The organism is Aquirufa sp. Wall-65K1 (genome assembly GCF_054558475.1).
On sequence record NZ_JBPXKD010000001.1, the window covers coordinates 183601 to 208534 of the forward strand.

General features: G+C 35.9%; 22 protein-coding genes and 1 other RNA gene. 15 read left to right on the plus strand and 8 right to left on the minus strand.

Annotation, left to right across the window (positions count from 1 at the left end):
* Positions 1-16 precede the first annotated feature (16 nt).
* Positions 17-1087, minus strand: a complete 1071-nt coding sequence (locus ACST15_RS00830) for a M42 family metallopeptidase (protein ID WP_459452764.1) — start codon at positions 1085-1087, stop codon at positions 17-19.
* A gap of 177 nt (positions 1088-1264) precedes the next feature.
* On the opposite strand from ACST15_RS00830, the gene pfkA reads away from it, so the two are divergent.
* The gene (pfkA, locus tag ACST15_RS00835) at positions 1265-2239 is read left to right on the plus strand and encodes a 6-phosphofructokinase (RefSeq protein ID WP_166374160.1); all 975 of its coding nucleotides are present in this window, start codon (positions 1265-1267) and stop codon (positions 2237-2239) included.
* On the opposite strand, the gene ACST15_RS00840 is transcribed toward pfkA, so the two are convergent.
* Positions 2236-3012, minus strand: coding sequence for a YdcF family protein (locus ACST15_RS00840; RefSeq protein WP_459452765.1), 777 nt, complete (start codon positions 3010-3012; stop codon positions 2236-2238). The two genes, pfkA and ACST15_RS00840, sit on opposite strands and share 4 nt — an antisense overlap.
* Before the next feature lie 71 nt (positions 3013-3083).
* Between ACST15_RS00840 and ACST15_RS00845 the strand changes: the two genes are divergently transcribed.
* A complete protein-coding gene (locus ACST15_RS00845; protein ID WP_459453229.1) occupies positions 3084-4505 on the plus strand; it encodes a DUF4369 domain-containing protein in 1422 nt (473 codons plus the stop codon).
* On the opposite strand, the gene ACST15_RS00850 is transcribed toward ACST15_RS00845, so the two are convergent.
* Both ACST15_RS00850 and ACST15_RS00855 read right to left on the minus strand, forming a co-directional pair.
* Entirely contained in the window at positions 4498-5382 is an 885-nt protein-coding gene (locus tag ACST15_RS00850; protein WP_459452766.1) for a DUF58 domain-containing protein, read from the minus strand. The genes ACST15_RS00845 and ACST15_RS00850 overlap by 8 nt on opposite strands.
* A complete protein-coding gene (locus ACST15_RS00855) occupies positions 5348-5947 on the minus strand; it encodes a septal ring lytic transglycosylase RlpA family protein (protein WP_459452767.1) in 600 nt (199 codons plus the stop codon). The genes ACST15_RS00850 and ACST15_RS00855 overlap by 35 nt, the downstream gene beginning before the upstream one ends.
* A gap of 176 nt (positions 5948-6123) precedes the next feature.
* On the opposite strand from ACST15_RS00855, the gene ACST15_RS00860 reads away from it, so the two are divergent.
* Positions 6124-6441, plus strand: coding sequence for a DUF3276 family protein (locus ACST15_RS00860; protein WP_166227941.1), 318 nt, complete (start codon positions 6124-6126; stop codon positions 6439-6441).
* A 91-nt stretch (positions 6442-6532) separates the two neighbouring features.
* Positions 6533-7636 (plus strand): redox-regulated ATPase YchF, encoded by a 1104-nt coding sequence (gene ychF, locus ACST15_RS00865; RefSeq protein WP_459452768.1) that lies wholly within the window; start codon positions 6533-6535, stop codon positions 7634-7636.
* A gap of 1 nt (position 7637) precedes the next feature.
* Here ychF and ACST15_RS00870 read toward each other — a convergent pair whose 3' ends face one another.
* From ACST15_RS00870 to ACST15_RS00880, 3 genes are read right to left on the minus strand one after another with little or no spacing between them, the layout of a single operon-like run.
* Positions 7638-8873: a type IX secretion system plug protein gene (locus ACST15_RS00870; protein WP_459452769.1), complete on the minus strand. Its 1236-nt coding sequence runs from the start codon at positions 8871-8873 to the stop codon at positions 7638-7640.
* Between the two features lie 4 nt (positions 8874-8877).
* Positions 8878-10758 (minus strand): ABC-F family ATP-binding cassette domain-containing protein, encoded by a 1881-nt coding sequence (locus tag ACST15_RS00875; RefSeq protein ID WP_459452770.1) that lies wholly within the window; start codon positions 10756-10758, stop codon positions 8878-8880.
* 23 nt (positions 10759-10781) lie between these two features.
* Entirely contained in the window at positions 10782-12371 is a 1590-nt protein-coding gene (locus ACST15_RS00880) for an FMN-binding glutamate synthase family protein (protein WP_459452771.1), read from the minus strand.
* A 108-nt stretch (positions 12372-12479) separates the two neighbouring features.
* Between ACST15_RS00880 and ACST15_RS00885 the strand changes: the two genes are divergently transcribed.
* The 5 genes from ACST15_RS00885 to ACST15_RS00905 are packed head-to-tail and all read left to right on the plus strand — an operon-like array spanning position 12480 to position 16560.
* Positions 12480-13559: an Ldh family oxidoreductase gene (locus ACST15_RS00885; RefSeq protein WP_459452772.1), complete on the plus strand. Its 1080-nt coding sequence runs from the start codon at positions 12480-12482 to the stop codon at positions 13557-13559.
* A gap of 1 nt (position 13560) precedes the next feature.
* The gene (gene mltG / locus ACST15_RS00890; protein ID WP_459452773.1) at positions 13561-14595 is read left to right on the plus strand and encodes an endolytic transglycosylase MltG; all 1035 of its coding nucleotides are present in this window, start codon (positions 13561-13563) and stop codon (positions 14593-14595) included.
* A 1-nt stretch (position 14596) separates the two neighbouring features.
* Positions 14597-15001, plus strand: a complete 405-nt coding sequence (locus ACST15_RS00895) for an acyl-CoA thioesterase (RefSeq protein ID WP_459452774.1) — start codon at positions 14597-14599, stop codon at positions 14999-15001.
* Position 15002: 1 nt separating this feature from the next.
* Positions 15003-15953 (plus strand): YihY/virulence factor BrkB family protein, encoded by a 951-nt coding sequence (locus tag ACST15_RS00900; protein ID WP_459452775.1) that lies wholly within the window; start codon positions 15003-15005, stop codon positions 15951-15953.
* A complete protein-coding gene (locus ACST15_RS00905) occupies positions 15934-16560 on the plus strand; it encodes an L-threonylcarbamoyladenylate synthase (protein WP_459452776.1) in 627 nt (208 codons plus the stop codon). Before ACST15_RS00900 ends, ACST15_RS00905 begins: the two co-directional genes overlap by 20 nt.
* Here the strand turns inward: ACST15_RS00905 and ACST15_RS00910 are convergent.
* Complete coding sequence (locus tag ACST15_RS00910) at positions 16557-17429, minus strand: lysophospholipid acyltransferase family protein (protein WP_459452777.1); 873 nt, start codon at positions 17427-17429, stop codon at positions 16557-16559. The two genes, ACST15_RS00905 and ACST15_RS00910, sit on opposite strands and share 4 nt — an antisense overlap.
* Positions 17430-17492: 63 nt before the next feature.
* Here ACST15_RS00910 and ACST15_RS00915 point away from each other — a divergent pair, with 63 nt between their 5' ends.
* From ACST15_RS00915 to rnpB, 6 genes are all read left to right on the plus strand, one after another.
* Positions 17493-18104: a WbqC family protein gene (locus tag ACST15_RS00915; protein WP_459452778.1), complete on the plus strand. Its 612-nt coding sequence runs from the start codon at positions 17493-17495 to the stop codon at positions 18102-18104.
* 44 nt (positions 18105-18148) lie between these two features.
* Positions 18149-20698, plus strand: a complete 2550-nt coding sequence (locus ACST15_RS00920) for an ATP-dependent Clp protease ATP-binding subunit (protein WP_459452779.1) — start codon at positions 18149-18151, stop codon at positions 20696-20698.
* 13 nt (positions 20699-20711) lie between these two features.
* Entirely contained in the window at positions 20712-21458 is a 747-nt protein-coding gene (gene fabG, locus ACST15_RS00925; RefSeq protein ID WP_459452780.1) for a 3-oxoacyl-[acyl-carrier-protein] reductase, read from the plus strand.
* Entirely contained in the window at positions 21458-23269 is a 1812-nt protein-coding gene (locus tag ACST15_RS00930; protein ID WP_459452781.1) for a hypothetical protein, read from the plus strand. Before fabG ends, ACST15_RS00930 begins: the two co-directional genes overlap by 1 nt.
* The gene (locus ACST15_RS00935; protein WP_459452782.1) at positions 23266-24546 is read left to right on the plus strand and encodes a DUF4403 family protein; all 1281 of its coding nucleotides are present in this window, start codon (positions 23266-23268) and stop codon (positions 24544-24546) included. The genes ACST15_RS00930 and ACST15_RS00935 overlap by 4 nt, the downstream gene beginning before the upstream one ends.
* Before the next feature lie 20 nt (positions 24547-24566).
* Positions 24567-24923: RNase P RNA component class A (rnpB, locus tag ACST15_RS00940), an RNA gene on the plus strand.
* Positions 24924-24934 lie beyond the last annotated feature (11 nt).

Here is a 24934-nt window from a genome sequence, read left to right on the forward strand (position 1 = left end):
TCTTCATTCCTCCTTATTAAGAAAAATACCGGAAATCCTCATTTCCTTTTACCTTCAACAAGCAAGCATAAATTAAGTCAATAACGGCTTCCATGTCGGATTTAGCAATCATTTCTACGGTGGTATGCATGTACTTTAATGGTAATGAAATCAGGGCTGATGCAACTCCCTCCGTTGCATAGGCAAATGAATCGGTATCGGTTCCAGTTGACCTAGAAACGGCTTGTCTTTGGAATTCGATTTTGTTTTCTTGAGCAATATCGATAATGAAATCTCTTAAATTATTCTGAACGGCTGGTCCGTAACAAATGACTGGTCCTTTGCCGCAGGCCATATCTCCTTGAGTCTTTTTGTTGTACATAGGAGATTGCGTATCATGTGTCACATCTGTAATGATGGCTAAATCAGGTTTTAACCTCTTAACAATCATTTCAGCTCCACGTAATCCAATTTCTTCTTGGACCGCATTAACGATGTATAAAGTATAAGGTAATTCTACCTTGTTTTCTTTTAGACGTCTTGCTACCTGGGCAATCATGAACCCTCCAATACGATTATCTAAGGCACGACCAACCAAGTATTTTTCATTTAATTCCATGAGACCATCTTCAAAAGTGACCACGGTACCCACGTGAATGCCCATTTCTTCTACTTCCTTTTTATTGGAAGCCCCGCAATCAATGAAAATATCACTGACTGTTGGCGCTTTATCTTTTGTGGTGTCGCGAACGTGAATGGCTGGCCAACCGAAGATCCCTTTAATGACCTTTTCTTTGGTATGAATATTGGCTCTCATGGAGGGAGCAATTAATGCATCAGAACCACCATTTCTTCGTAAAAACAAATAACCATTGTCATCTATGTAATTGACAAACCATGATATTTCATCTGCATGGGCTTCAATCACAACTGAATATGGCTTTCCCGGATTAATTACAGCTACGGCCGTTCCGTAAATGTCAATAATTTTTTCATCCAAATAAGGTTTTAAATAATCTAACCAAATTTTCTGCCCAGACATTTCGAAACCAGTTGGGGAAGCATTATTTAAATATTCGTAAAGAAAGTCGTTTGATTTTTGAGACATAATGGACATGTTTTTTTGAGTCTGCAATTTACTAAGGCTAATTTATATTTGAATTTTATCGAAAAAATAAATTTAAGAGTTTTGGAGAGCCATTTTAAAGCTTAAATTTGTAGCTAATAGTGAAAATTTGTCCGGCTAAGGATTGTTTTTATCATTTTATTAGTAAAACAACATTTGATGAAGAAAATAGCAGTTTATACATCAGGAGGAGACGCCCCAGGAATGAATTCTTGTATTCGTGCCATCGTACGAGGTGCCGCTTATCATGGAGTAGAGGTTTATGGAATTGTAAGAGGTTATAATGGGATGATTAATGGGGATATTATTCCTTTAAATTCTCAATCGGTTAGTAATATCATTCAAAGGGGTGGAACCATCTTAAAATCAGCACGTTCTAAAGAATTTTTAACCACGGAAGGCCGTAAAAAAGCCTATGATCAGTTACAGGCTAAAGGAATTGAAGGTTTAGTGGCCATTGGAGGAAATGGAACATTTACAGGTGCTGAAATTTTTTATAATGAATTTAAAATTCCTTGTGTAGGCGCACCAGGAACTATAGATAACGATTTGTACGGTACAGATTACACCATTGGCTATGATACCGCTGTTAATACAGCCTTGGATGCCATTGACAAAATTCGTGATACAGCAGATTCCCATGATCGTGTATTTTTTATTGAAGTAATGGGCCGGGATTCAGGATATATTGCTATTCAATGTGCCATTGCTGGTGGTGCGGAAGCAGTAATGATTCCAGAAAATCTTACTCCTGTGAGTGAGGTCATGGAAACCTTGCAAAAAGGATTCTCTAAAGCTAAATCTTCTTCTATCGTTATCGTTGCTGAGGGTGATGAGGAAGGAAATGCTCAAAAAGTGGCTCAAAAGATTAAGGATCAAATGAAAATCGAATTGGATATTCGTGTGACCACGTTAGGTCATATTCAACGTGGTGGTGTTCCTACTGCTGCTGATCGTATTTTGGCTAGTCGATTAGGATTAGGAGCCCTAGAAGGATTGTTGCGCGGAGAAAAGAACGTGATGGCTGGGGTTGTAAATAACCAATTAGTATATACGCCATTTCATGATACGATCACTAAGAAGAAACCAGTTTCAGAAGATTTGATTCGTATGGTAGAAATTTTATCTACCTAGATGTAGCCTTGAAGTTTGTACATGATTATACCTACAACTTCTCGGGTTAATTGAAAATAGATTTGTAAGCTTTTTTCACTGGGCTTAAGGTAAGGAAGGATACTTAATTGAGTATCCTTTTTTAGTATATCAGCCGCATAGGGTCTTACTTTAAAACCTTGTTTTTCGAAACAAAGGATAGAGCGTCTTAGATGCATAGCTGAGGTTATCAAAACTACCGTATCTTTTTGTATATAGTTTCTCAGTTTTTGAGCTGAATATAAGGCATTTTGATAGGTGTTTTGGGCCTGGTTTTCTATAAAAATATCGCGTGAAGGAACTCCCATTTTAATTAGTAATCTTTTGACATTGACAGATTCGTTGGATTTATCAACTATCAAATTACTTATGGTGGTTTCTCCGCCAGTAATAAGTATTTTTTTAATGGCCTTTTGTTGGTATAATTGAAAAGTTTGAATCATTCTATCAGACACATCTCCCGCTGATATTCGTTCTGGATGAGCATCGCTATGAGTAATCATTCCTCCAGTTAAAACTACTCCCCAAGTATATGATTTGTTAGCCGGGATATCTTGCGGGTCGATTTCCCAAGTACGTAGAAAAAAGTTGCAAATGACTCCATTCGTTAAAATATAAAGTAAAATCAAAGAAGTAAATGCGGCAATTTTAATCTGTTTTACTTTTTTTAACCTTAATGCCAAAATTAGGGGTGTAATTATCCAAACAGTTGGAGAAAGTAAGATGTCTAATATTTTAGATAGTATGAAAAACATTGTAATTTTAAATTCGTTAGTCTGTAAATTTAATTAAATATATGAAAGTATTTCTTCTTGCATTTAGCCTCATGCTATGCGGATTAGGATCAATCGCCCAAGTAGATAAGACACTTAAATCTTCCTCATCAGATTCCGGATTTTTAATTAAAGGTAAGATTAAAGGAATTGGTCAAACGGAGGTCTATTTGGCACATTATTTTGGCTCAACTCAACAAGTAATAAAGGATACAGCTCAAGCAGATGGACAAGGTAATTTTGTTTTTCAGGGCAAAGAAAATTTACCTAAAGGTTTGTATTTGATTAGCTTTTTGAAGAATAAATACCTAGATGTGATTATTGGGAACACTAATTTTTCCTTTGAGACGGATACATTAGATCCAATCAATCACATTAAATTTCAAAATTCTACGGAAAATGAAGCTTTTTTTAGTTTTCAAAAAGAAATGGGGAGTCGTTATGTAGGATTAAGAAAAATGGAAATGGAAAAGAAAGATCCTGCACAGATAGCCAATGTTCGTAAAGAAATCATGCAATACCAACAATCTTGGTTTGAAAAAAATAAGTCACTATTTGTCTCAAAATTAATTAGAGCAACTTTTGATCCTGAAATACCTCCCTTTAAAAAGAAAGTAATTTCATCCAAGGACAGTACGGAATTATACCAATACCAATTCGGTTACTATAAAAAACACTTTTTTGATAACCTTGATTTAAATGATGAACGATTTATTCGTACTCCTTTTTTACAAAGAAAATTGGAAAAGTATTTTGAAGATTTAGTAGTCCAACAACCTGATTCTATTATTAAAGACGCAGATCGCTTGCTAGCTAAAATTAAAAATAGAGATGTCAGACGTTATGTAATTTATAAGATATCAAGTACCTATGAAAACAGTAATATAGTGGGAACAGATGCTGCTTTTGCTCACATGGGGGAGAAGTACTATGTAGGTGAACCTGCATTATGGGATACTGTAACCGTTCGACAAATGAAAGAGCGCATTATCGTGTTAAAGCCTCTTTTAATTGGGAAAAAGTTACCTGAGTTAATATTAAGCGATCCATCAGGTAAGCGATTAATGACTTCTGCTATACCCGGAGAGTATACGCTCGTATATTTTTATGATCCAGACTGTAGCCATTGCAAAGAGGAAACCCCCAAATTAATGGCTCAATCCACTTATTTTAAATCAAAGAAAATAGCAATTCTGGCTACTTCCATTGCTAGAAACAAGCCACAATGGACGAGTTTTATTAAAGAGTATAAAATGGAATCTGTTTTCAATGGTATAGATATACATGTAAATCCAAAAACAGGTAAAGAAGAGTATTACACAGATTTTTTACGCACTTTTGATATATATTCTACGCCTATCATTTATATTTTGGATAGAAATAAAAAGATTATTGGTAAGAAAATTCCAACAGATAAAATTCAAGATTTTATCTCTTTTTATGAAAATAGACAAAAGGAGTTAGGCCTTAAATAATTTGACGAATTAGCTCAAATAGGCTATCATTAACACAAAGTGAATGATATTGGTATCCTTTACTAAGTAATGGATTAATGCGTTGATCTATGAAATAACTTTCTTGCTTCACTTGCAATTGATTCCATTCTTCTATGGGTAAGGACAAAACTTGATTAGTTTCTATGTCTTTATATTGTAAAATACTACCTGATTTACTTTCCTGTTTTTTCTCACTTTGATCCCAAACGTGAAGAATTTTGATGGTGTTTTTGTTGGCCTTAATTTCTGAAAGACTCTTTAAAAATAGGCTATAATCTGGGTCATTAAATAAAAGATCCGTCAGAATGAAAACCAATTTTCTTTGGCCAATGGCTGGTACTTTAGTGGACAGTATGGAAGGAAGTTGACTTATCTCTTCCCTTGATTCTCTGCTAAGTAATTCTTCTAACTGTTGATAAATTTCAAATAAATGTGCCTTAGAATTACCTAGAGGACTTTCCCAGAGTAATTCATTGGATATTCCCAAAATGCCAAATTTGTCTCTTTGCTTTTGTAATATTTTAGCAAGAACAGCTATGATTTGGATGGACTTATTTATTTTCTCCAAACTTTCCCTGGGGAAAAACATAGAGGAAGATAGGTCAACAAAAAAATAAGCGCTGATGTTGGATTCATCATGGAAGTGTTTGGTAAAAAGTTTATCCGTTCTTCCATATAATTTCCAGTCAACCTGCTTTAAATTATCACCTGTTTGGTAGGCCTTATACTCTTTGAATTCAGAGGAATATCCATGAAATGCACTTCTATGCTTCCCATGGTATAATTCATGGCTAATCTCCTCCGCAAGGATAGCTAATGTATTACTTGCTTGTTCTTCTGCTACTTTTCTTAGCATGGTTTATTTTCTTTTTTCGTTTTTTATTCACCGTACCCTTCTTCTTACCTTTTGCTAAATATGAACGATGACGAATATGTCTTTTTAGGCGGTATTTCTTTTTGTATTTTAACCTAGTTTTTTGATAAAATTTACTGCTAAACTTAGGACTAGTTTCCATTTCTAAATGCTGGTAGGGGATGAGCATTTGTTCATTTTCAAATCCTATAATCTTCAAACGAACTTTTGTAAGTCCTATTTTTCGAATATTAAGTTGCTTAGCACTAATCTCCGTTAAATCAATTATTCGTCCAGATTTATAAGGACCTCTATCATTAATCCTTACAATAACCGATTTTTTATTCTGTAAATTGGTTACTTCAACTAAGGTATTAAAAGGGTAAATGCGATGTGCTGCAGTAAAATCTTTCTTATTTAAAAGTTCTTGATTTGCTGTTTTTTTGTTGTAAAAACTCTTGGAATAATAGGAGGCAATCCCATAACTCTCATCTCCCAGGTTCTGTGCCTGGACTTGGAAAATGAAGTGATAGATTAGGGTAAATAGTATGATCCTTAACGAAGTCATGACGCAACTTATCAAATTACCTGCTTATTGCGTAATTTTTATACTTATAATTTAAGATTTTCTACTTTTTGTGCAATAATTGCGCATTTTTTGATAGTAAATTTCTATCATATTTTTTGAGTGATTGAGAATAAATAGTAGATTTACGCATTGTAAAACTTAAATACTTATTTAAAGTGGAAGAAAGAGATAGAGAAGAATTGTTTTCCAAAAGAATTCGTGCAGGTAAAAGAACTTATTTTTTTGATGTTAAATCAACTCGTTCACAAGATTATTACATAACAATTACCGAAAGTCGCCGTCACCAAAAAGAAGATGGATTTGTGTATGAAAAGCACAAAATGTTCCTTTACAAAGAGGATTTTGATAAATTCATGGATGGATTAAAGGAGGCAGTAGACCATGTAAAAACTGAATTAATGCCTGATGTTGATTTTACTCAGTTCAATCGCGATGAGGATGAGTTTGGTGGAACTGATTTGAAGTGGGAATAAATAAATACGATATATTTTGTAAAAAGCCTCTGTGAAAACAGGGGCTTTTTTAATTTTTAAGCGTATTTTTGCGCTTTATTTTAAATAAACTATGGGATTAACGTGTGGAATTGTAGGATTGCCTAATGTAGGTAAGTCAACTTTATTTAGTGCTATTTCTTCTAACAAAGCAGAAGCAGCCAATTACCCTTTTTGTACTATTGAGCCTAATGTGGGAATTGTTACTGTACCGGATGAGCGTCTCTCTATTTTAGAATCTTTAGTAAATCCACAGCGCGTGCTTCCAACGGTTATTGAATTCACGGATATCGCAGGTTTGGTGAAAGGGGCTTCTCAGGGTGCTGGACTTGGAAATAAATTTTTAGCCAATATACGTGAAGTAGATGCCATTATTCACGTAGTTCGTTGTTTTATGGATGAAAACATTGTTCACGTAGAAGGTCGTGTTAATCCAGTCAGCGATAAAGAAATCATTGATATGGAGTTGCAATTGAAAGATTTAGAATCTGTCGATAAAAAAATATCAAAAACAGAACGGGCCGCTAAGGCCGGTGATGCAAAGGCAAGGCAAGAATTAGCTGCTTTGCAGCAGTTTAAAGCTACTTTGGAAGCTGGAAAGTCAGCAAGAACGGTGGAAATGGATCCTGAATTACGAGCTGCAGCCATTGGGGATCTTTATCTATTAACTGATAAACCTGTAATTTATGTTGCCAATGTTGATGAGTCTGCTTTAGCCCAAGGAGGAAATGAATATGTGGATCAATTAAGAGCTAATGTTCAAGCTGAAAATGCAGAGGTAATAGTAGTTTGTGCGGCATTAGAAGCTCAAATTGCTGAAATTGAAGATATGGAGGAAAGAGCTATGTTTTTGAGTGAATATGGTTTGACAGAATCTGGTTTAAGTAAATTAATTCGTAGCTCTTATTATTTATTAAACTTGATTACCTATTTTACAGCGGGTGTTCAAGAAGTGAGAGCTTGGACCATTCAAAAAGGCTGGAAAGCCCCTCAAGCGGCCGGCGTTATACATACGGACTTTGAAAAAGGGTTTATTCGCGCGGAAGTTATTAAATTGGCTGATTATCAGGCTTTAAAGACCGAGTTGGCTTGTAAAGAGGCGGGTAAGATGAGTGTTGAAGGAAAAGAATACATCGTGCAAGATGGTGATATCATGCACTTTAGATTTAATGTATAATTTAAGGGTATATCAATTTATTATATCCCAATAACGAATCATGGCGGTCGCCAGGTTTTCTAAAATATACTAATACCTCATAGGTATTTTCAGTTTGTGAGTAATTTCCTTCCAACGTATTATTTGGTAGATTACTTACAAACTGATAATTATAAATGCCCTGTTTCAGTCGGATTTTTTTGGTATACATTTGCTTGGCTGCATCGTATTCCATTAGATTTTCAGAGTTTTTTTCAAATTGGTTAAATGCGCCTACTACATATATTTTTTCATTAGGCAATTCTTCCATTTTTAATTGGAATTGACACCAGATATAATCCGAAGCCACACTGGCATTGCCATTTTCATAATGGTCTATTACGTAAGATCCATCAAAATCTGGCCGCTGAACATAAGAATAATTTCCTTGTGGTACTTCCACCATGGTGCTAATTTCGGTAAAGGCATCAGATTGACGAATACTCTCCACAAAAGTCATTTTTTGTTGGGTACTAGACAAATTGATTAATCGGAATTCATTACCTCCTGGAATTACATTTTCATTATCGTAGAATGGAAATGTGATTTTTCTTTCTTGCCCATTGATTTGGGCTCTCGGTATTTTACTTAACCAATTTTCTGACTGGTAATTTTTCCTAAGGATTATCCCTAATCCCTCATCGGAATTCAGCATTAATTGATTAGGGTAAATCAATGTTAAATCGATGGCTTGGTGTGTATTTCGTAAGTTATTGGGTCTAGCAAAGGATATTTTGGCCGCCACGGTCATATTATTTTCATAAACCGAAAATCTTTTTGTAAAAACGGTATCACGTTTATTTCTTTGCGCATATACCATAGCGATGAAATTACCACTAATTCTTACTTGGGGTAATTGTATCTGATAATGCAAATATGGTATTTTCGTTCCGAAGGAGTTTCTTGGTGATCGAATTGGTACATCATTGAAGTCCTGTAAATATTCAATTTCCGATAGGGAAGAAGGCTTCCAATCAGCTTGGCAATGGATTATACGAAGATGATAAGTTAAGTTTTTCATAGCCAGATCATCAAAGGATAATTGAAAATTACCTTGATTGGAAATGTCCATCACCGGATTATCCGTAATGATGGTTTTTTCCTCTGATCTACTTAAAATAATGGTTTGAATTTCGCTTTTGAATTTCTTATTCTTAATCTGTCCAAATATGGTCCAGTTTATAAGAAAAAAAAACAAGGTCAAACCTAAATGTTTCATAGAATTAAGCGATTAGGGTTTCCCATTCATTCATGACTTGACTTAATTCTTCTGAAACTAATTTTAATTTTTCTTCCCAGGTCTTCATTTCTTGGAATTGGTTACTTTGGGCTAAATCAGACATCTTAGTTTCTATTTCCCCCTTTTTGTTTTCCAAATCCATGATTTTCGCTTCCAGTTTTTCAATTTGTTTGGCATTGTTTACCACTGGAGCAAGGGGGATACTGTTTTTTTCAATTTCTGGTTTCGGTTTTTCAATTACTTTTTTATTGCCACTTGGTAATTCTGATTTTCTTGTTTCTTGCCAAGTTTCGTATTCTTCAAAAGTCCCTGGGTATTCTTTGATTTCGTAATCCTCTAAATACCAGATTTTATTGGCTATTTGTGATACAAAGAAACGGTCGTGTGAAACTACCACATAGCTTCCTTCATATTGCTGCAAGGCTTGAATTAAAATATTCACAGACTGCATGTCTAAGTGGTTGGTAGGCTCATCCAACAACAAGAAATTAGCCTGCGAAATCAGAACTTTGGCCAAGGCTACACGCGATTTCTCTCCTCCAGACAAGACCTTGATTTTCTTAAATACTTCTTCACCCGAGAACAAAAAGCATCCTAAAATACTTCTTAATTCCATTTCAGTTTTGGCTGTACCAGTTGACTTTAATTCCTCTAAAAGAGTATTCTCAACCTGTAAGCTTTCTAGTTGATGTTGGGCAAAGAAAGATTCAATGACATTATGTCCTAATCTTCTTTCACCTTCAATTTTCTCAGTTCCTGAGATTATCCTCAATAGGGTAGATTTCCCCTTTCCATTGGCCCCAATCAAGGCAATTTTATCTCCTCTATTAATAGTAGCAGAGGTATTTTTCAAAATGATTTTCTCCCCATATGCTTTGGAGATTTGCTCCAAGAAGAGAATGAATCGACCAGGTTGAGTACCAAAATTAAATTTGAAATTTACCTTGGCTTTTTCATCAATAACATCGTCAATGATGTCAATTTTATCTAATGCTTTTACTCGCGACTGTACCTGTCTAGCTTTAGAAGCCTTGGCTTTGAAGCGTTCAATAAATCTCTCTGTTTGTCTAATTTGGGCTTGCTGGTTTTCATAAGCACCTTTCTGTACTTCATTCCTTAAGGCTTTTTCTTCCATATAGAAAGAATAATTTCCAGGATAAAGTGTGATTTTGGCATTTGAAACCTCAGCTATATGATCAATGGTTCGGTCTAAAAAATAGCGATCGTGAGAAACGACTACAATAGAACCTTCATAATCATGTATGTATTTTTCTACCCATTCAATAGAAGGTAAGTCCAAGTGGTTGGTTGGCTCATCGAGTAATAATAGAGCAGGTTTTTGTAATAGCAATTTGGCCAACATCACACGCATCCTCCAGCCTCCAGAAAATAATCGCAAAGGTCTAGATAAATCCTCTGTACTAAATCCTAGACCCTCTAGAATCTCCTCTGTTTTTGCCTGAATGGTGTACCCATCTAAACGCTCAAATTCTTCTTGCAAATGGGCCAAAACATCAACATCCTTATCTTCATAATTAGTTTCCATCTTGTGCAAGACAGCATCTATTTTATGTTGAAGTTCTAATTGCTTTTCAAAAGCCTGCATGGCTACTTCCAAGATGCTATCATCCGTTTGGTAGGATAATAAATCTTGGTTTAAAAAACCGATTGTACATTCTCCCGATTTGGAAATATTACCTCCGTCAGGTGAATATTCGCCGGAAATAAGGCGAAGAAGGGTGGATTTACCTGTACCATTAGCCCCGATGAGGCCAATCTTGGTCTTAGGTTTGATATGTAAATTGGCATTCTCATATAATGCCCGACTACCGAAATAGAAACTTAAATTGGATATGGATAACATAGTGCAAAGATAACCAAACCTTTCTAAACCTGAGCGGCAAATGTCAATCGTTTTCTTGCACCTTCACCTCCTAAATGTGAACAAGCCAATAAATCTTGTAAACTTACATAATTAACGGGGTCTTTATGATACCCTAATGACTTAGAAAGGGCGATGGTACGGTTATTATCACCCATAGAAAATTCGATGTCATCCATGGTGATTTGGCAAGGATGTTCGTAACCACAGGCATGGGTAATTTCAGCTATTTCTTTGATTAATGTATAATGATATAAATAATAGCGCTCACTTTTTAGGCTTACGTCTATTCCTGCTTGCAGCCATTTGTTTGATGTGGCAATGCCCGTAGGACAATGATTAGTATGGCATTTTTGGGCTTGAATGCACCCAATGGACATCATTGCTTCACGGGCAATGTTAATGGAATCTGCACCCATAGCAAAAGCCATTAGCGCTTTTTCAGGGAAGCCCAGCTTTCCTGAAGCAATGAAAAAGATATGTTCAGTTAATCCTTGTCGTTGAAAAATTTGGTAAACCTTTGCAAATGCGAATGTAAAGGGCATAGACACGTGATCGGCAAAGGCGTGGGGTGCCGCTCCTGTTCCTCCTTCACCACCATCTATGGTGATGAAATCAGGTCCTTTGCCCGTTTTTTTCATGTATAAGGCTAATTCCTCCCATTGTTCCAATTTTCCAATGGCAGATTTTATGCCAACGGGTAAGCCGGTAGCCTCTGCCATTCTTTCTATAAAATCCACCATTTCAGGGACATTCGTGAATTCTGAATGAAAGGCAGGAGAGAAGGCATCCTTCCCAATAGGTATGTGTCGGATTTCAGCAATCTCTTTATTTACTTTGGCAGCAGGTAGCATACCACCTTTTCCAGGTTTTGCTCCTTGAGAAAGTTTCAATTCAATTGCCCTTAATCGTGGATTTGATTGGACTTTTTTTATTAATTTCTCCATGGAAAATTTGCCATCTAAATCCCGCACTCCAAAATAGGCTGTACCAATGTTTAAGACAATATCTGCCCCCATTTGATGGTAAGGGGACAATGAACCTTCCCCTGTATTATGAAAACATCCAGCTAAATAGGCACCTTTATTAAGAGATTCCACCGCTTTGGCAGATAAAGATCCATAGCTCATTCCTGAAATATTAACCACCGAATATGGTCTAAATGGTCTTTTTCTTTCATGGTAAGCCCCAATGATTTTGGCTGCAGGTAATACGCCTGGATTTGCTCTAAATGGATGATCTTTGGGAGGATTGAAACCCATCATGGCATTTTTGATAAAAATATATCCAGGGGAATTGAAGTCTTGATCGCTTCCAAAGCCTTGTAGATTATTTTCATTCTTAGAAGAGGCATAGATCCAAGAACGTTCCTGACGATTAAATGGAAGCTCTTCTCGGTTGTTAGCCACTATGTATTGCCTAATTTCAGGTCCAATTTGTTCAATCCAATAACGTATGTGACCAATGACTGGGAAGTTGTGGGTAATGGTATGGCTTTTTTGAATAAATACATCTCGTATGACTACTGCCACCAATATTATCACGAGCCAAAACCAAAATGAAGAAATCAATTCGAGGAGATAATTAGTTTGCATATTTGATGATTATAATTCGGTGAAACGAATATAGCAAAGAACGTTGGCTTGCCCTCAAAAGTTTTATTCCCACATAATATTTTTATCTTTGTGTTTTGTTTTTAGACTATGCAAGCAGATTTTAACCGTTTACAAAATTTTGTGGCTTCGGTTTTTGAATCCATCGGAACCCCTGAAATTCAGGCCCAATTAGCCGCGGAGGTTTTAGTTGCTGCGGATGCTAGGGGAATTGATTCTCATGGTGTTGCTAGGTTGGCAGGATATGTGCGTTTATTTGATCATGGACGGTTAAACCCCAATCCAAAAATTAAAATTGTGCATGAATCTCCTTCTACCGCGGTGATTGATGGAGATAAAGGTCTTGGTTTGGTAGTAGCACCGCATGCCATGGAAATCGCTTGTGAAAAAGCAGAAAAAGCAGGTACAGGTTGGATAGCTGTGCGTAATTCAAATCACTTTGGAATTGCTGGTTACCATGCTATGAAGGCATTAAATCATCAAATGATTGGTTGGGCCATGACCCATGCTGCTCCTTTGGTGACACCCACATTCTCTAGGGAAAAATTATTAGGCACCAATCCCGTAGCTATGGCTATTCCTGCCTTAACTGAACCAGCTTTTGTGGCTGATTTTGCTTCTACAGCGGTGGCTTATGGAAAATTAGAAATATTACAAAGAAAAGGATTACAAACTCCTGATGGTTGGGTGCAAGACGCTGATGGCAATCCAAGTAATGACGCATTTGCCATTAAAAATGGTGGGGCATTACTTCCCTTAGGTGGAGATAGGGAGCATGGCTCTCATAAAGGTTATGCTTTAGGTGCCATGGTAGATATTTTATCTGGTGTTTTGTCTGGAGCAAATTTTGGCCCTTGGGTTCCACCTTTTGCTACGGCAGGTTTTATGTCTGCTGGGGAATCAGTAGGAATAGGCACTGGCCATTTTTTGGGAGCTATGCGTATTGATGCCTTCCGTCCTGCCAATGAGTTTATGCTGGATATGGATAAATGGATTCAACGTTTTCGTTCTGCTCAAGCTGTAGAAGGGAAAAATGTGATTATTCCAGGAGATCCTGAAAGAGAATTAGAAATTGAAAGAAAAGCCAATGGTATACCATTATTGGAACCAGTAGTGGCTGATTTACAAGCCCTTGCCAATCGATTTAACGTAGCTTTTAATATTGCCTAAGATGATAGATAACAAGAAATTTAAGATTTTTATTTTGGTGTTTTCGCTGTTAGCGGCCATGTTTTCCTATTACGTTTGGCAAGTTTTTAAAACACCTAATTTTGATGTTAAAGCGGAAAAACCTTTTGTATTATTAATTCCCCAAGGTGCCAATTTTCAAACGGTTTTGGATACTTTAAATAAACATCAGTTAGTGCGTGATCAATTAAGTTTTCGCTTTTTAGCTAAAGTTTTATCATATCCTGAGAGAGTAAAGCCAGGTCGTTATTTGATTTATTCTGAGTCGGGTAATTTTGAGATAATTAGGAAATTGCGAAACGGTCGACAAGATGCCATTCGTTTGGTTATCAATACTTTTCGTCTAAAAGAAGATTTAGCTGGTAAATTGGCTAAACAATTACCATTTGATTCTACCTTCATTTTTAAGCAATTGGATTCTAATGAATATGTGAGTCAGTTTGGTTTCAATAAAGAAACCATCCCTTGCATGTTTATTCCCAATACTTATGAAATTCTTTGGACATCTTCATTTGAGTCATTTATGAATAAAATGAATAAAGAATATATAAAGTTTTGGACAGCAGATCGAATTTCAAAAGCTCAAAAATTAGCTTTAAGCCCAATTGAGGCTGGAATTTTAGCTTCCATTGTAGAAGGTGAAAGCAAAAAATCAGATGAGCAGTCCAGAATAGCAGGGGTTTATTGGAATCGATTGAAAACGGGTATGCCTTTGCAAGCAGATCCAACCATTGTATTTGCTTGGAAAGATTTTTCCATCAAACGTGTTACGGGAAAGTATACGGCAATAAGTTCTCCGTATAACACTTACCGCCTGACAGGATTGCCTCCTGGCCCAATCTCTATTCCTTCACCTCAAGTGATTGATAAGGTATTAAGCTTGGAAAAACATTCCTATTTGTATTTTTGTGCCAAAGAAGATTTCTCTGGATATCATTCATTTGCAGCAACTTACGAAGAGCATATGCAAAATGCGAAAAGGTATCAAAATGCCTTAGATGCCTTGAAAATAAAATAATATGTATAGCCACGCCGTAACTTATCGAGTTTGTTATGCCGATACAGATCAAATGGGATATGTTTACTATGGTAACTACGCTCGATTGTTTGAAATAGCGCGTGTAGAGACATTGCGTAGTTTAGGTGTGAGTTATAAAGATTTAGAAGACCAACAAATTGGCTTACCAGTGTATGAAAATTATTCTAAATTTTTAGCTCCAGCATACTATGATGAGTTATTGACCATTGAATGCACATTAATATCATTACCCCAAGTTAGGATTCAATTTTCTTATCGCATTTTAAATTCCAAACAGGAATTAATTCATGAGGGCAAAACAACGCTGGTTTTCATGGATATGGTACGACAAAAAATGGTAAAAGCACCTGATTATTTATTAGATGTGCTGAAGCCATATTTTTAATATGAAAAAGAGCATACTCCGTGAACTTAAAATTATTTGGAAAGAATTGGAGGAGCATTATGTCTTGGCCAGAATTCTAAGTATTCTTTATCAGAAAATATTTCAATTTGATATCGATGTGCGTGCTGCGGCAGTAGCTTATAATTTTACATTGGCTTTTTTTCCAGCCATCATTTTTCTTTTTTCATTATTGGCCTATTTACCTATTGAGCATTTAGATGTCAAGATGATAGGTTTTTTAAAAGGATCAATACCCAAAAGCATGTTAAAGGATTTGTCTGAATTAATCGTTGAATTAGTCAGCAATAAAAGGGGAGGAGTCCTGTCTTTTGGTTTTATTTTAGCATTATATGCCTCTACAAGCGGAATTATGGCATTAATTAGATCCTTTAATTTAACCTATAAAACCAATGAAAATCGAGGTTATATTAAGGAAAGAGTCATTGCCGTGGCACTTAACTTCCTGTTAACTTTTGTATTAATAACGGCCTTCTTAGTGTTTATTGTGGGTAACTTAATTGTCCATAGTCTGGCAAATAAAGGTTTAATCAACTATGACTTTACTTTTTATTTCATTAAAATCTTGACCTATTTTGTCATATTTTCAGTCTTTTTTCTCACCATTTCCATCATTTATTTTTATGCTCCAGCCATTCATAAAAGATGGAAATTTTTCAATGCTGGGTCTATTACCGCTTCAATTTTAACCATCAGTATTACCAACATTTTCTCTTATTATTTAGTCAATTTTGCCAGTTATAATAAGGTTTATGGGTCTATTGGTTCTTTGATTGCTTTGATGGTATGGCTATATTTTTTCGCTTTGATTTTATTAGTGGGATTTGAAATAAATGCCAGTATTGATCAAGTGAAAATTGAAGATAATGAGCAGGAGCCAAATGATTTCTTTTATCCACCTTCTCGACTAAAAAATGGAAGCTCAATTAATTAAAATTTACGAGAAGAATAATTCACAAGCATTGATTGAACAAGTCGTGCAAGTGTTGAATAAAAATGGCGTAATCATTTACCCAACCGATACCATGTATGCTTTAGGTTGTTCGATTCAATCAGCTCAAGCTATAGCTCGGATTTGTGAAATCAAGCAAATTAAACCCAACAAAAATCGTTTTTCCTTTATTTGTGCTGATCTAAGTTCCATAGCCAATTTTGCCAAAGTAAGTGATTTTGCCTTTAAAATATTGAAAAGGTTTTTACCTGGACCTTATACCTTTGTTTTACCAGCGAGTGCTAAAGTACCTGCTGTGTTGGTTCAGGGTAAAAAAACGGTTGGTATTCGTATTCCTAATTACTTACCCATCTTGGAGATTGTAAAGGCTTTAGGACATCCCATATTGACCACCACACTACCACAAGATGGATTGGATATTGAAGATTATACAGATCCAAGTCTGATTTTTGATGCGTATAAAAATAAGGTCGATTTGGTTTTAGATGGAGATTTTGGAGGATTAATTGCCTCAAGTGTGATAGACCTCCACGAAGATGAAATAGAAGTGATTCGAGAAGGGGCAGGGGATTGCTCAGATTTCCATTAATTCCATTTGATGGATATATGCTCAGGTTTTTGATGTTTCCATCGGCGGTGTGACCAAAGATATTGGTCTGGGTATTTTACAATGGATTTCTCCAATCTTCTAGCAAATCTTTCTAAAATTTCACCATAGGGCAAATTATCAAAACCAGGCTCTGCCAATAATTCATAGGTCATTGAATAATAACCTCTTTTTTCACGGATCAATTCAGCAAAAACTACAGGATATTGATATTCCCTTGCAAAGCGCTCCATCCCTGTAAAAAAGGCGGTGTCTTGATTTAAAAAAGTAGTCCAGTATGCTGATTCGGGCTTTTGGGGTGCTTGGTCAGCAGCTAAACAAATAGTACGAGGAATCATTTTTCTATCTCTTGTTAGAATTACGGACTCCCGTTTCTCCATCAAAACAATATTGCCAAACCTTTGACGAACTTCCTTACTAAATTCATTAAAAGTTGGATTATTTAGCTTTTGGTATACAACATCATTTACTACATTGGTTAATGCCAAACGGTGAATGGCCCATTCCCAATTTCCTTGATGCCCTGCGACTAAAATAACGGGTATTCCTTTATCGATATAGCTCTGAACTAAATCATGATTATTTAATTCAACACGTTCTAAAACTTGCTTTTTGGATAGCGAAACTCCTTTGAAAAATTCTAATAGGTTATCGCTTAAATAGCCATAAAATTGGAAAGCAATTTTCTTAATTTCCTTTTCTGATTTTTCAGGAAAAGATTTACTCAAATTTCCGATAATGACCTTTTTTCGATAAGAAATTAGTGCATAAAAGACCCATTTTAATGCATCGGCTAAACCGTAAAGTATAAATAAGGGTAATTGCCCTAGTAACCTAAAGAAAAACATCATTTGATTTCAGAACTTATTGGCTATATTCTATTAATTTTGCAAATATCCGATTAATTTTTGGGAATGCGTATTGAGATCCACTATTTACCCAGCATAGAATACTTATCATTACTTCTTTCCCAAGAGCAAGTCCAATTCGAAGTCCACGAACATTTTCAAAAACAAACGTATCGCAATAGAGCCTTGATTTTAGGTGCTAATGGAATTGAGACATTAACGGTTCCCGTACAACACCTTCATGCTGGTAAGATGTTAATGAAGGAGGTTAAGATTGATTATGGACAAAATTGGGTTAGAATTCATCAAGGGGCAATTCAAGCAGCTTATGGGAAAGCCCCTTATTTTGAATATTTTGAGCCCTATATCCGTTCTATTTTTGAAAAGAAATTAAATTTTTTAGTAGATTTAAATATCGAATACATCGAATTGTTCGCTAAGATTCTGGGGAAAAAAATGAATTTTTCTTTAACAAAATCGTTTGAAATAGAAGATAAAGATGTATTTTGGAATTGTATAAAAGCCAAACAAGATTGGCGAGAAAGAAAGCTTTACAACGAAATAGCATATCCACAGTGTTTTGGAAATACATTTCAACCAAACTTATCCGTGTTGGATTTGTTAATGAACCAAGGCAGAGATGCTAATTTGATTTTAAATCAATTGAACAAAAAATGAACAAATAGAACGGTGTTCTTGTTCTCGGCATAAAAATAAATTATATGGAGGCTAAGTTTTCAAATAAAGTGAAAGAAGTGATTTCTCTAGCAAGAGAAGAGGCCTTACGTTTAGGACATGATTACATTGGGACAGAGCACCTAATGCTAGGAATGATTCGTGATGGGGAAGGTCCAGGGATTGATTTACTGTTGAAGTCAGGAGTGTCCTTAGATCAGTTAAGGCAGAGTATTGAACATTCCACGGCTTCGACCAGTCGTTCTTCCTTCGATAAACAAAATATGTTGAATATACCTTTAACCAAGCAAGCGGAAAAGGTATTACGTCTTACGTATTTAGAAGCGAAGTATTTCAAAACCAATTTAGTAGGAACGGATCATTTGTTGATGGCAATTTTGCGCGACGAAGATAATGTAGCCACACAAATTTTGGAGAAGTACCAGGTTTACTATGATTTAATCAAAGAAATGGTAGAGTTTCAAAATGGAGCTGGTCAAGAAAATTCACCTAAAGCAAGTTCAGATACAGATGACAATGATGATGATAGTCGTTTGTATTCTTCTGGTTCAAGTGGTTCCTCTGGTTCTGGTTCAGCATCATCAAGTACAAAAAGTACTGAAAAAAGCAAAACACCAGTTTTAGATAATTTTGGTCGGGATTTAACCAAAATTGCTGAGAATGGAAAGTTAGATCCTATTGTCGGACGTGAAAAAGAAATTGAGCGTGTGGCTCAAATTTTATCTCGTAGAAAGAAAAATAATCCCATCTTAATTGGTGAACCAGGGGTAGGTAAAACTGCCATTGCGGAAGGATTAGCTTTGCGAATTATTCAGAAAAAAGTTTCTCGGGTATTATTTGGTAAGCGTGTAGTAACGCTTGATTTAGCCTCTTTAGTGGCAGGAACCAAATACCGTGGGCAGTTTGAAGAGCGTATGAAAGCTGTCATGAATGAGTTGGAAAAGTCTACGGACGTCATTTTATTCATTGACGAGTTGCATACGATTGTGGGTGCAGGTGGTGCCTCAGGGTCATTGGATGCATCCAATATGTTTAAGCCAGCTTTGGCTCGGGGTGATATTCAAGTTATTGGGGCCACAACCTTAGATGAATACCGTCAATACATTGAAAAGGATGGTGCACTAGCTCGTCGTTTCCAAACAGTGATGGTAGATGCTACTACAGTAGATGAAACCATTGAAATTTTACATAACATTAAGGATAAGTATGAAGAACATCACCATGTGATTTATACGCCAGAATCCATTGTTTCTGCTGTTAAATTATCTGATCGATATGTATCAGATCGTTTCTTGCCAGATAAGGCAATTGACGTGATGGATGAGGTAGGTGCGCGAGTACATATTTCTAACATTAATGTACCAGCCGATATTGTAGCCTTAGAATCCCAGATTGAGATTGTCAAGAAGGAGAAAAATCAGGTGGTTAAGTCTCAAAAGTATGAAGAAGCAGCTCAATTGCGTGATCGTGAAAAGAAATTAATCGATCAATTGGAGCAAGCCAAAACCATTTGGGAGGAAGAATCTAAGAAACAAAAGTTCACAGTAACTGAAGAACATGTAGCTGAGGTTATTGCTCAGATGACAGGTATTCCTGTGAATCGTGTGGCGGCTAAAGAGGGTGAGAAGCTGTTGTTGATGGAGCAAGAAATGTCTAAACATGTGATTGGACAAAGTGATGCCATTAAGAAATTGGTGAAATCCATTCAACGTACGCGTGTGGGTTTAAAAGATCCTAAAAAACCAATTGGATCCTTCATTTTCTTGGGGCCTACGGGAGTAGGAAAAACGGAAATGGCGAAGGTTTTGGCTTCTTATTTGTTTGACAAAGAAGATGCCTTAGTGCGTATTGACATGAGTGAATACATGGAGAAATTTAGTGTTTCTCGTTTAGTGGGAGCGCCTCCGGGCTATGTGGGATATGAAGAGGGTGGTCAATTGACTGAAAAAATACGTAGAAAGCCTTATTCAGTTGTGCTATTGGATGAAATTGAAAAAGCACATCCAGATGTTTTCAACTTGTTATTGCAGGTATTAGACGACGGTATTTTAACAGATGGTTTGGGTAGAAGAGTTGATTTCAGAAATACCATCATCATCATGACATCCAATATTGGTGCTCGCGATTTGAAAGATTTTGGCTCAGGAATTGGTTTTTCAACTAAATCTAGAATGGATAACATTGAGGAACATGCGAAATCAACGATTCAAAATGCCCTAAAGAAAGCTTTTGCACCTGAGTTTATCAATCGTCTAGACGATATTATCGTATTCAATTCTCTTGAAAGAGCCGATTTGCATCAAATTATTGATTTGATGTTAATTAAATTGAAAACTCGTTTGAGCAATTTGGGATATACGGTAACTTTGACCGACAAAGCCAAAGATTTCATTGCTGATAAAGGATATGATCCTCAATACGGGGCTAGACCTTTGAACCGGGCAATTCAAAAATACTTGGAGGATCCGCTTGCCGAAGAGATTTTAAAAGGCCCATTGGCAGAAAATGAGATCATAGAGGCTGATTTTGAAGAGGGGGCAACGGAAATTGTATTAACAAGAAAAACCAATATTTAGAATAAATTATTATATGAAATTAGTTGAAAACAAGGTTGTACTAGTTACTGGAGCATCAAGAGGTATTGGTCGTGCCATTGCTACCTCATTTGCTAAATCTGGTGCTAATGTAGCCTTTACTTATTTATCCTCAGTAGAAAAAGGAGAGGCGCTTGAAAAAGAATTAGCCGCATTTGGAATTCGTGCCAAAGGGTATCGTTCTGATGCTTCGCAGTATGCTGAATCTGAGGAATTAGTAAATTCTGTATTAGAAGATTTTGGTTCCATTGATGTATTAATAAACAATGCAGGTATTACGCGTGATGGTTTGTTGATGCGCATGAGTGAAGAACAGTGGGATGAGGTAATTCGGGTAAATCTTAAATCTGTTTTCAATTTGACAAAAGCCGTCATTAAACCCATGATGAAGGCTAAGTCAGGATCTATTATTAATTTAACATCTATTGTTGGTATAAAAGGTAATGCCGGTCAAGCAAATTATTCAGCCTCTAAAGCTGGTATTATTGGTTTTACCAAGTCAGTAGCTTTGGAATTAGGTTCTAGAAATATTCGTTGTAATGCCATCGCACCTGGTTTTATAGAAACTGAAATGACAGGTGAATTAAATGAAGCAACGGTAGAAGAATGGACTAAATTTATCCCTTTAAAACGAGGTGGTCAAGCAGAGGAAGTTGCCAATGTATGTTTATTCTTAGGTTCGGAGCTATCTTCCTATGTGACGGGTCAAGTATTGCAAGTTGATGGGGGTCTTTTAACCTAATGCATCCAATTCTATTGAATTTATGGCTAAGCTCAGTTCCCCTTTGGGTGGGATTGAGCTTAGCTTTTTTATTGGGTATATGGTATTATTGGTTTCAAAATAGAAAAAATGAAAAAACGGGTTTAATCGTTTTTCAATCCATTTTACGTGGTCTTTTTCTGGTTGGAATCATATTATGTTTTATTCCTTGGAAGCTTACCATAGAAGAATCTACTTTGCTTCCCAAGAAAACACTTTTGCTTGTAGACGATTCTAAATCCATGGATCAAGCCAATTTTACTAGTTTTATCAAGCAAGTTGAAGAGGATATTGAATCAATTAATCCAAAGGATAGTGAATTGAAATTGATTAGCTTGAGTCAGTCATCTAGTGCTAGTCAAATTGAGCCTAATGGTCAAAACTCCTCTTGGGCTAAGGTGCAGGAGTTGATTAGAAAAGAATCTAAAGGATACCAGGTAAAAGATGTTTTTTTTATCACGGATGGTCAATTGAGGGATTTAGAAACATCTTTGCATCGTGGGGTTTCCATGTACCTAATTCCATTTGGTCAAATTATTACCCAACAAAAAATAGGTTTCAGTGTACCTAATAAAACGCTTTATTCCGTGGTGGGAGAGAAGATTCATGTGCCTATCTCCGTTTGGTCTAATTTAAAAATGGGGGATAGATCACCAGCCATTCAGGTATTTGTAGATTCAAAATTGTATCAAAATATCAAAGCTACCGGAGGGAGCTGGGAGGAATTTCAAGAAGTTGATTTAGTCTTATCTAATTCAACAATTGGTAAACATACGATTCGAATAAAAGTAGAAAATGATGATTCTCTGGACCAAAGTTTTACTTGGATTGTACAAGATTATCGTGCTAAAGTGGAAGCTTTTGCCCTAGCTCCGAATCCAAATTTGGGCGTCATAAATCGAATAGCTCATGAGGCTAAAATTAATTTACATTGGAATTTTAATTCAACTATATCCAATTTACCTAAGGCTGACAATTATGTATTTTATGGTATTTTACCCAAAGAAATTCCTCAAGATAAGTCAGTTTGGTACCTAAATATTCCTAAGGAGCTGAACAAGAATTTGCCACCTATGGAAGATTATACCAAAATGGGTTTATATTTTCCAAGTTCTTGGCAAAAGCATTCAGCTATAAGAACGAGTTTTTCAAGTGCTATTGTGGATTTATGGAAAGAGCAGATGGCAGAGGTTAAAAATTTGGGTTCTTATGCTGTACTAGATTCTACTTTATTGGAATTATTTAAAATGAGTTTTTTGCGTAAGGCAGATGATTTAGTTTCCTTGGACCTCGACAAATCTCAAATTACCTTAGGCGAAGAATTAGGATTTGAAATACGCCAATTAAATCCTGAGCAAAATGAAGGTTTAAAATACCCTGTTCAATTTAAGCTATCCAATGGGAAATCTAGTGTTCAGTTTCAACGAACTTTATCTCAAATTCATCAAGTGTTTCCATATTCACCCGATAAGCCAGGAAAGTATCAATATCAGGTCAAAATAACGTATCAGGGTAAAGAAATAGATTTTTCTGGTGAATTTAATGTGATTAAGGTAGATGGAGAGTCTGTAATTGGTCGGAATAATGCCAATTTTCAAATGTTATCTCACAGGGAAGGAATTAAATTGATAGAATCATCTGAAATAAAAAAGTTAACCTTGGGTAATAAAGTTTTGGCTGGGGAAGTTAGCTTAAAAGAAATTAATTTATGGGAATGGCCCTATTTTGGTTTATTGATGGTGGTACTTATTAGTGTCGAATGGATTATTCGGAAAAGATTAAATCAAATATGAGGTATTTTTTAATTGTAGGATTATTGTTTTTAGGCTTTTCATGTCGTAGAGATGTGCTTTTACCCTCCAAGCCTGCTGTTTATAAAGATAAATTTGATCCAATTAAACCTGCATTTACTCAGGTTGATTTTGAATTTTCTTATGATACATTGCAAAAATGGATGAAATGGCAAGCAGGTAAAACTTTACTCCAATCAAGCACTGATGCGTCATTGGTGGGATTTCCTCTACAGATTAATTTATTAGGAACTCCTAAAATTGAAGGAAATAATGATAGAACCCTTTTCCTTAAGTTGCCGATAGGCTTTATCGCTGAGCCAAGTTTGGCAGGTTTTTCAGCTGGTAAAGTAAATGGTCAAATGGATTTGTCAGTACAAGCTGATGTAGTTACTAAACCCTTGACTTCACTTGCTCTCCAGCAAATTCAATATTCCTATCAATGGAAGGAAAAACCCAGTTTACGAGTGGCAGGTTTTGGTGTTAATGTAGCATCTGTCATTGATCGTTTATTAGCTAGTAAACAAGAACAACTGACTAACCAAATAACTAAACAAATTAACCAATCACTACAAACGGCTAATTTAGAGAAAATGTTAAATACAGCCATTCATAGTATGCCTGTAGCTGATTTTGTTTTGCATCCTTCTGTTAGTCAAATAGCTTTGGATAAATGGGTATTGGGTAATCAAAGTATTCGTGGGTCAGCATGGGTGAATTCTTCTTTGGTTTTTACGAATGTATTTGACAGTCGGGTACTTCAAAAGAATTCAATTAAATTGATTTCTCAGGTACCAAGCGTACCAGAATCTGCGGCCCCTTTTTCTGTACAATTAAGCTGGGAATATTTACGGGCATTGGTTGAAAGTCAATGGAGAAAAGGCATGAAGCAAACAGATTTTACCTTGACCCTGCAAACGAACGATACACGATGGATTCATTGTACTATTTTAGGCTATAAAGGTAAAGCTAGTTCATTTAGTTTCGATTTTATACCTGTTTTAGTGGAAGGAAATAAATTGAGTATTCGATTGGTTTCCAAAGATTTACAAGGTTTGAGTTTCCCTTCTAATATGTTCAAAAAACAAGTTCTTAAGCGTTTAGAAAGAAATTTAAATCAATTTAATATTGATCCAATGTTATTTATTGATCGTTCTCAATGGATGAAAAATGGAATGGAGAATGCTACCATGCAAATTCGTTTGGATAGTTTACAATGGAATCAAGCGGTATTGAATGTGATGGGGGAAATCCAAGGTAAATGGTTGATTAGGAAATAAGTACTACCTTTGTCACAGAGAAAATAAATCGTCTTATCGCTTTTTTAAAGAGGAAAGTCCGAACAACAAAGAGCATCGTGCTTCCTAACAGGAAGGAAGATTTTAATAGTCTTACAGATAGTGCCACAGAAAATAACCGCCTTTCGAGGTAAGGGTGAAAAGGCGAGGTAAGAGCTCACCGCTATTTTGGTGACAAAATAGGCATAGGTAAACCTCACGAGTTGCAAGATCAAATAGGCTGGCTGTCGAAAGACAAAAGGGTTGCTCGTCCGATGTCAGCGGGTAGATTGCTAGAGGTGAATAGTGATATTCATCCAAGATAAATGATAAGAAGGCTTTACAGCTTACAGAATTCGGCTTATAGATTTATTTTCTCTTTTTCTTTTGC